At 63.1% G+C, this 8,810-nt stretch carries 7 protein-coding genes; all 7 read right to left on the bottom strand.

Going from position 1 to position 8,810, the window contains the following annotated elements; all coding sequences use genetic code 11:
- On the bottom strand, nucleotides 1-480 hold a 480-nt coding region (locus VFL62_RS17015), incomplete at its 3' end, for an FGGY family carbohydrate kinase (protein WP_325173551.1).
- Nucleotides 481-563: 83 nt separating this feature from the next.
- Nucleotides 564-1,337, bottom strand: coding sequence for an SDR family oxidoreductase (locus tag VFL62_RS17010; protein ID WP_325173550.1), 774 nt, complete (start codon nucleotides 1,335-1,337; stop codon nucleotides 564-566).
- A 252-nt stretch (nucleotides 1,338-1,589) separates the two neighbouring features.
- A complete protein-coding gene (gene pimD / locus VFL62_RS17005) occupies nucleotides 1,590-2,732 on the bottom strand; it encodes a pimeloyl-CoA dehydrogenase small subunit (protein ID WP_325173549.1) in 1,143 nt (380 codons plus the stop codon).
- Nucleotides 2,733-2,869: 137 nt separating this feature from the next.
- A complete protein-coding gene (gene pimC / locus VFL62_RS17000) occupies nucleotides 2,870-4,060 on the bottom strand; it encodes a pimeloyl-CoA dehydrogenase large subunit (RefSeq protein ID WP_325173548.1) in 1,191 nt (396 codons plus the stop codon).
- A 128-nt stretch (nucleotides 4,061-4,188) separates the two neighbouring features.
- Nucleotides 4,189-5,376, bottom strand: a complete 1,188-nt coding sequence (locus tag VFL62_RS16995) for an acetyl-CoA C-acyltransferase (protein ID WP_325173547.1) — start codon at nucleotides 5,374-5,376, stop codon at nucleotides 4,189-4,191.
- Nucleotides 5,373-7,067, bottom strand: coding sequence for a dicarboxylate--CoA ligase PimA (gene pimA, locus VFL62_RS16990; RefSeq protein WP_325173546.1), 1,695 nt, complete (start codon nucleotides 7,065-7,067; stop codon nucleotides 5,373-5,375). Before pimA ends, VFL62_RS16995 begins: the two co-directional genes overlap by 4 nt.
- 83 nt (nucleotides 7,068-7,150) lie before the next feature.
- On the bottom strand, nucleotides 7,151-8,810 hold a 1,660-nt coding region (locus VFL62_RS16985), incomplete at its 5' end, for a 3-hydroxyacyl-CoA dehydrogenase NAD-binding domain-containing protein (RefSeq protein WP_325173545.1).

The raw sequence follows: 8,810 nt of genomic DNA, 5'->3' as shown, positions 1-8,810 counted from the left end.
GAACAGCAACTCGCCGCGCTCAGCCCGCGCCCGCGCGCCCGGCACGTTGTCGAGCAGCCATCTGACCTTGGTGCCCGAGAAATAGGGATCGATGATCAGGCCGGTCTTCGCCGAAATGACTTTTTCCGCGCCGTCGGCCTTCAGCCTGGCGCAAATCTCCGCGGTGCGGCGATCCTGCCAGACGATGGCGCGGTGGATCGCCTTGCCGGTCGCGCGATCCCATACCACCACGGTCTCGCGCTGATTGGTGATGCCGATCGCCGCAATGTCCTTGGGCGCGAGGCTTGCCTTGCTCAGCGCCTCGCGGCAGGTCGCGACCGTCGAATTCCAGATGTCTTCCGGATCGTGCTCGACCCAGCCGGAAGCCGGAAAGTGCTGCGGAAATTCCTGCTGCGCCACTGCTGCGACCGAAAGATCGTCACGAAACACCATGGCGCGCGACGAGGTCGTGCCTTGATCGATGGCGAGTACGAAGGACATTGGCGTTCCTGCAAACTTCACCCTCCCCTGGAGGGCAAGGGTAAGTGAAGCGTAGTTTCGGCGCGCTCGCAATCAAGAAACCGCTACGACCCCGCCGTGGTGACGCCGCCATCGACCACGATGGTCTGCCCGGTCATGAAGGTCGAGGCATCTGAGGCGAGATAGGCGACCGCGCCCGCGATCTCGTCGGGCTCGCCGATCCGCCGCAGCGGCGTCGAGGCGGTGCGGCGCTTCAAGCGCTCTTCGTCTTCCCACAGCGCGCGGGCGAATTCCGTTTTCACCAAGCCCGGCGCGACGCAATTGACGCGCACGCCCTTCGGACCCCACTCGCCGGCAAGACTGCGACACAAGGCGAAATCCGCCGCTTTCGAGATGCCGTAGGCGCCGATCACGGTCGAACCGCGCAATCCGCCGATCGAGGAGATGATCACGACCGAGCCCTTGGCCCGCTCGGCCATTTGCGGGATCGCGAGCGAACAGAGCCAGAGGTTGCTCTTGACGTTGGAGGCCATGATCTTGTCGAAGGCCTCGTCCTTGATGTCGAGCAGCGGACCGTAATACGGGTTGATCGCGGCGTTGCACACGAGAATGTCGACCTTGCCATAGTGCTTGGTCGCACCTGCGATCAACGCCTCGACCTCGTCGCGGCGCGAGATGTTGCAGGCGATCACATGCGCATCGCCGCCCGATTTACGGATGCCTTGCGCCACTTCCTCGCAGGCGTCGGCCTTGCGCGAGGAGATCACGACCTTGGCGCCGAGCCTGGCGAGCAACTCTGCCGACGAACGGCCGATGCCGCGGCTGGAGCCGGTGACGACGGCGACCTGGCCGGTGAGATCGAAGGGGTTGGATTTCATGCTGTTGTTCCTCTTCGTCATTGCGAGCGAAGCGAAGCAATCCAGAATCCCTGCGTTGCGCTGAATTGCTTCGTCGCTCCAGCGCAACATTGCCAGGTAATTTTGTCGCGGGCTCCTCGCATGACGATCTTGGTTATCTGTCATTCCGGGATGGTCCGAAGGACCAGGGCCGGAATCCATTTTCCTTCGCACTGATACGGCTCGATGGATTCCGGGCTCGCATCTACGATGCGCCCGGGAATGACAAGAACATCACACCAGCCCACCCGCCGCCGTGACGCGGCGCAGATGATATTCGGTGTCGCCAAACGTATTTTCGATCATGGTCAGACGCTTGAAATAGTGACCGATCTTGGCCTCCATCGTCATGCCGATGCCGCCATGCAACTGGATCGACTGCTGGCCGACGAACTTGCCGGATTTGCCGATCTGCACCTTGGCGGCGGCAACCGCGGTCGCGCGCTGCTTGGCGTCCTCGAAGTCGCAGGCCATGGTGGCGAACATCGACATCGAGCGCGCCTGCTCGACCGCCACGAACATGTCGGCGGCACGATGCTGCAAGGTCTGGAAGGTACCGATCGGCACGCCGAACTGCTTTCGCGTTTTCAGGTATTCGACCGTTGCCTTCAGCGACTCGTCCATCAAGCCGACGGCTTCGGCGCACAGCGCGGTGCGCGCTTCATCGACGACGCGCTCGATCAGCGGCAAGCCATTTTCGCCATCACCGATCACGGCATCGCTGCCGACCTCGACGCCGGTAAAGGTGACGTCGGCGCCATGCAGCCCGTCCTGGGTCGGATAGGCTTTCTTCGTAATGCCTTTTGCATTGGCCGGCACCAGGAACACGCCGATGCCGCCGGTGTCGCGCCGGCCACCCTTGGTGCGGGCGGTCACGACGAACGTGTCCGCCGCCTCGCCGTTGAGCACGACGAATTTCTCGCCGTCGATGATCCAGCCGTCACCCTTCTTCTTGGCCGACGTGGTGACGTCGGCGAGATCGTAGCGCGAGTTCTTCTCGAGTTGCGCAAAGGCAAAGGTCTTGGCTCCGTCGATGATCGAGGGAATATGCGCCGCTTTCTGCGCAGCCGAACCGCCATGGCGGAGCAGCCCGCCGGCGATCACGACGGTCGGCAGATACGGCTCGATCACCAGCGCCCGGCCCAAGGCTTCCATCACGATCATGGTCTCGACCGCGCCGGCGCCAAAGCCGCCGTCGTCTTCGGCGAATGGCAGGCCAAGCAGGCCCTGCTCGGCGAAGCGAGCCCAGATCGCCCTGCTCCAGCCGCCCGGCTCCTTCATGTATTTCTTGCGCGCTTCGAAATCATAGGCGTCGCCGAGCAGCCCCTCGACGCTGTCCTTGAGAAGCCGCTGCTCCTCGGTCAAATCGAAATCCATTTTTCCTAATTCCTCATACCCGGACTAATTCCACCCCGTCATTCCGGGACACGCGACTTCGCGTGGACCCGGAATCCAGAACTTATCGGCGCGAGATTCCGGGTTCGCGCTTCGCGCGCCCCGGAACGACGTTTTCACTACAACCCCAGCACCGCCTTGGTGATGATGTTGCGCTGGATTTCGTTCGAGCCACCATAGATCGAGACCTTGCGGTTGTTGAAATAGCTCGGCGCGATCTGCGCGGTCCATTCCATCGCCTCGTTCGAGCCGTCGTCGGCGTGTTCGTCGAACGGAGCCGCGAACGGGCCGATCACTTCCATCAGAAGTTCGGTCGTGGCCTGCTGGATTTCCGAGCCCTTGATCTTGAGCACGGACGACGCCGGATTCGGCTTGCCCTTGCCATGCTTGCCTTCGTCGGCAACGACGCGCAGCTGGGTCAGCTCCAGCGCCTTCAGCTCGATTTCGACCGCGGCGAGCTTTTCGCGGAACGCCTGGTCCTCGAGCACGGACTTGCCACCGGATTCGACCTTGGAGGCGAGATCCCTGATGCGGCGGATGCGCTCCTTGGAAACGCCGACCCGCGCAATTCCGGTGCGCTCGTTGCCGAGCAGGAATTTGGCGTAGTCCCAGCCCTTGTTCTCTTCGCCGACAAGATTTTCAACGGGCACTTCGACGTCGTCGAAGAACACTTCGTTGACCTCGTGACCGCCGTCGATGGTCTGGATCGGGCGCACCGTGATGCCCTTCGAATTCATGTCCATCAGGATGAACGAAATCCCGGTCTGCTTCTTCGCAGCCGGATCGGTGCGGCAGAGACAGAAGATCATGTTGGCGTGCTGCGCCAGCGTGGTCCAGGTCTTCTGGCCGTTGATGATGTACTTGTCGCCCTTGCGTTCGGCCTTGGTCTTCAGTGAGGCGAGGTCGGAGCCGGAGCCGGGCTCGGAGAAGCCCTGGCACCACCAGTCCTCGACGCTGCGAATGCGCGGCAAATAATGCTTCTTCTGCGCCTCGTTACCGAAGGTGTAGATCACCGGGCCGACCATGCTGACGCCAAAGGCCAGCGGCGCCGGCGCCGGATGCGCCTGAAGCTCTTCGTTGAAAATGTAGTGCTGCACGGAAGTCCAGCCGGTGCCGCCATGTTCGGTCGGCCAGTGCGAGACGCCCCATCCCTTCTTGTCCAGGATGCGCCACCAGGTGATCATCTCGTCCTTGGTGAGATGACGCCCTTCGACCATCTTCTGGCGCGTCGCGGGCGGCACGTTGTCGCGCAAGAAGGCCCGCACCTCGTCGCGAAACGCCACTTCTTCCCTGGTGAAAGCGAGATCCATCGAAGGCTCCTGTTTATCCCGAACTGTCATTCCGAGGCGTCGCAAAGCGACCATCCCGGAATCTTGACCTAAACTTCTGGATTTCCGGGTCTGGCGCTCACGCGCCATCCCGGAATGACGCAAACGCGTCAGTGCACCACCTCGAACAACCCGGCCGCGCCCATGCCGCCGCCGACGCACATCGTGACCACGGCATATTTCGCCTTGCGACAACGGCCCTCGATCAGCGCGTGACCGGTGAGCCGCGCGCCCGACATGCCATAGGGATGACCGACCGCGATCGCGCCGCCATTGACGTTGATCTTTTCCGGATCGATGCCGAGCTTGTCGCGGCAATAAAGCACCTGCACCGCGAAAGCTTCGTTCAACTCCCAGAGATCGATGTCGTCGACCTTCAGGCCATGGCGCTTGAGCAGCCGCGGCACCGCGAACACCGGCCCGATGCCCATTTCATCCGGCTCGCAACCGGCGGCGACGAAGCCGCGGAAAATCCCGAGCGGCTTCAAGCCGCGCTTACTGGCTTCCCTGTCGCTCATGATCACGGAGGCCGAAGCGCCATCCGACAACTGGCTGGCATTGCCGGCGGTAATGGTGAAACCGTCGCCGCGCACCGGCTTGAGCGCGGCCAACCCTTCGGCCGACGTATCCGGTCGCGGGCCTTCGTCCTTGGACAGCGTCACTTCCTTGAACGAGATCGCCCCGGTCGCCTTGTCGGCCACGCCCATCGTGGTGGTGATCGCCGCGAGCTCGTCGTTGAACTTGCCGCCTTGCTGCGCGGCAGCGACGCGGCGCTGGCTCTCCAGCGAATATTCGTCCTGCCGCTCGCGCGAAATGCCGTAGCGCTTGGCGACGACCTCGGCGGTATCGATCATCGGCATATAGACCTCGCCTTTGATCTTGAGCAGCGCGGGGTCCTGCGCATGGAATGTGTTCATCTTGTCGTTCTGGACCAGCGAGATCGACTCGCCGCCGCCGCCGACCGCAATCTCGACACCGTCGAAAATCACCGAACGCGCCGCCAGCGCGATCGCCTGCAGGCCCGACGCACACTGCCGGTCGATGGTGGTGCCGCCGACGGTCACCGGAAGCCCGGCGCGCAATAGCGCCTTGCGCGCGATGTTGCCGCCGGTTGCGCCCTGCTGCAGCGCCGCGCCCATCACCACGTCCTCGACCTCCTTTGGATCGACCTTGGCGCGCTTGACGGCTTCGCCAATGGCGTGACCGAGCAACGTGGCGCCTTCGGTGGCATTCAGCGCGCCACGATAGGCCTTGCCGATCGGGGTGCGGGCGGTGGAAACGATGACGGCGTCGGTCATGGACGGCCTCCTGTTGCGAGCTGTTGATGGTTTGCCGGCGCCCCCGGCGCCGCGGCCTGCCGGTTGCGCAATTCGTGACGCGAGAGCTTGCCGACCGGCGTGCGCGGCAATTCGTCGACAAATTCGAGGGCTGCGGGAATTTCGTGCCGGCCGAGCTTTCCGGACAGAAACGCCTTCAGCTCATCGAGCGTAAAGGCGTTGGCACCGCTACGCAATTTGACGAACGCCTTGGCGGCCTCGCCGCGATATTCATCCGCGACGCCGATCACGATCACCTCCTGCACGGCGGGGTGTTCATAGATCGCCTGCTCGATCATCTGCGGGTAGACGTTGAAGCCGCCGGAGATGATCATGTCCTTCTTGCGGTCGACCAGGAAGAAATAACCGTCGGCATCCATGTAGCCGATGTCGCCTGTCAGGAAACGGTCGCCGACAAAAACTTCCGCGGTTTCCTTTTCCCGGCCCCAATAGCCTTTGGTGACATTCGGGCCGCGGATGCGAATTTCGCCGACTTCGCCTGGCGGCAACACCTTTGCGGGGTCATCGAGCGAGACGACATCGAGCTCGATGCCCGGCAGCATCACGCCAATCGAGCCCGGCTTGTCGGGACCTTCCTTGGGGTGGCCGGTGCCGGGCGAGCAAGTCTCGGTCATGCCCCAGCCGCTCTTCAGTTTCAGGTTGGTCTTGCGCTCGAAAACCTTGGCGACCTCGACCGGCAGTGGCGCGCCGCCGGAGCCGGCCGAGACCAGCGAGGAAAAGTCGCGCTTGTCCAGATCAGGCAGGCTCGCGATCGCGATCCACATCGTCGGCACGCCGGGGAACATCGTGGCGCGCTTGACCTCGATATCGCGCATCACCGCCTCGAGATCGAAACGTTGATGCAGCGAGATCAGGTAACCGACCCGAAGCGCGGACAACATCACGACCGTGAGTGCATAGATGTGAAACAGCGGCAGCACGCAGATCACGCGCTCGCTCGTGTTGCGCTCGAGCCGCGCCGGCCGATTCCAGACCTCATAGATGGAGACCGCCGAGGTCAGATTACCGTGACTTAGCATCGCGCCTTTTGGCAGGCCTGTGGTACCGCCGGTATATTGCAGCAGCGCGATGTCGTCGGGCGATATCTCTGGCCAGCGCGCAGGGATCATCGCGCCTTCGGCGAATTTCGCGAAGGTCATGATGGCCGGATGATCGGGAATCGGCACATGCGGATTGCCGACCGCGCCCCAATGATCGTCCTCGCAGACGATCAGGCGCGCGATCAGGCCCTTGTCCAGGAATTTCAACGCCGTTGGCAACAACGCCGCCAGGTTTGAGGTGACGAGAATGCGCGCGCCGCTGTCGCTGAGTTTGTGGGACAGCGCGCGCTCGCCATCCAGCGGCGACAGATGCGCGATGCGGGCGCCTGCCTTTAGCGCGCCGAAGAAATTGATGGGATGGTCCGGCGAGTTGCCGAGAAACAGCGCCACCGTCGCACCTTTGCCGACGCCGGCGCGCAGAAACGCCGAGGCCGCAGTTTCAGCGAGCCGCTCAAGTTCAATGTAGCTGATCGGGCGGTCACGGTATTCGATCGCCGGCCGCGCGCCGAAGTCGCGTGCGGACCTCGACAACAGATCGGGCAGCGTGCCGCGCTCGATCGCCTCGCCCCAGCGGACGCCTTTCGGATAAAACTGTTCGCCGGGATGAGTCATGAGGGCGATGTATTGCTCACTCTGTCATTCCGGGGCACGCGAAGCGTGAACCCGGATGACGATGTGCTTTGGAAGGTAACCCATCACGCTGACTTCGCCAGCGACGCAAAAGTCTTGCCTTCGGCGGCAAGCCGCTTCAGCAGCGGCGCGGGCTCGAGCGACGGATCGTTGGTCTCCTTGGCGTAGTATGCGAGGCGGTCGGCGATGTGCTTCAGCCCGACCTGGTCGGCGTAGAACATCGGACCGCCGCGATAGACCGGCCAGCCATAGCCGTAGAGCCAGATCACATCGATGTCGCCCGGGCGCGCCGCAATCTTCTCTTCGAGGATCTTCGCGCCCTCATTGATCATCGGGTACATCATCCGCTCGAGGATTTCCTCGTCGGTCACGATACGGCGCTTGCGTCCCAGGCGCAGCAGCGTCTCGTCGATCAGCTTTTCGACGTCCGGATCGGGCAGCGGCGCGCGGGAGCCGGCTTCATATTTGTAATAACCCTTGCCGGTCTTCTGACCGAAACGCCCCGCCTCGCACAATGCGTCGGCGATTTCCGACTTGATGCCGCGGTCCTTGCGCGAGCGCCAGCCGATGTCGAGACCGGCGAGATCCCCCATCGCAAACGGTCCCATCGGCATGCCGAATTTCGTGACGACGGCATCGACCTGCTGCGGCAACGCGCCCTCGAACAACAGCTTCTCGGCTTGCTTGCTGCGCTGGGCCAACATGCGATTTCCCACAAAGCCGTCGCAGACGCCGACCACCGCCGGAACCTTGGCGATTTTGCGGGCGACCGCGACTGCGGTGGTGAGCACGTCGGGCGCGGTCTTTTCCGCGCGCACGATTTCGCAAAGCTTCATGACGTTGGCCGGCGAGAAAAAGTGCATGCCGAGCACGTCCTGCGGGCGCTTCGTCTCCTTGGCGATATCGTTGATGTTCAGGTAGGAGGTGTTCGACGCCAGCACGGCGCCCGGCTTGGCGTATTTGTCCAGCGCGCCGAACACTTCCTTCTTGATCGCCATGGTCTCGAATACCGCCTCGATGATCAGGTCGGCATCTCTGACATTCTCCAGCCCGACGACGCCATTGATCAGCGCCATGCGTTTGGCGGGCGCATCGGCTGGAATCCCGCCGCGTGCGGCGGTGGCCTCGTAGTTCTTCTGCATCACGCCCATGCCGCGCTTGAGCTGCTCCTCGCCGGTCTCGATCAGCGTGACCGGAATGCCGGCGTTGGCAAACGACATCGCAATGCCGCCGCCCATGGTGCCGGCGCCGATCACCGCAACGCGCGCGACGGGACGGGCCTTGGTGCCTTCAGGAACGCCGGAAATCTTGGCGGCCTCGCGCTCGGCAAAGAACGCATAACGTTGCGCCTTGGACTGATCGCTCGCCACCAGCTTGAGGAACGTCTCGCGTTCCTTCTTGATTCCTTGATCGAATGGCAGGTCGATCGCGGCGCCCACGGCATCGGCCGCCGCAAATGGCGCCTCGAGCCCACGCGCTTTCTTGGTCAGCGCCGCAACCGCATTCGTGAAGATCGAGCGATCGGCTTTCGCCGCGGCCAGCTTGCTGTCGTCATCGCGCAGTTTGCGCAAGGGACGCTTTTCCGCCACGAGCTTGCGGGCGAACGCTTCGCCACCGGCGGCGGGACCTTCGACGATGTCGTCGATCAGGCCGTTCTTAAGGCCATCAGATGCCGAGATTGGCTCACCACTCACGATCATCTTGACCGCGAGCTCCGGTCCGACC

The sequence above is a fragment of the Bradyrhizobium sp. genome (assembly GCF_035701725.1).
Classification (GTDB): Bacteria; Pseudomonadota; Alphaproteobacteria; order Rhizobiales; family Xanthobacteraceae; genus Bradyrhizobium.
This window is presented reverse-complemented; position numbering and strand designations above follow the sequence as displayed.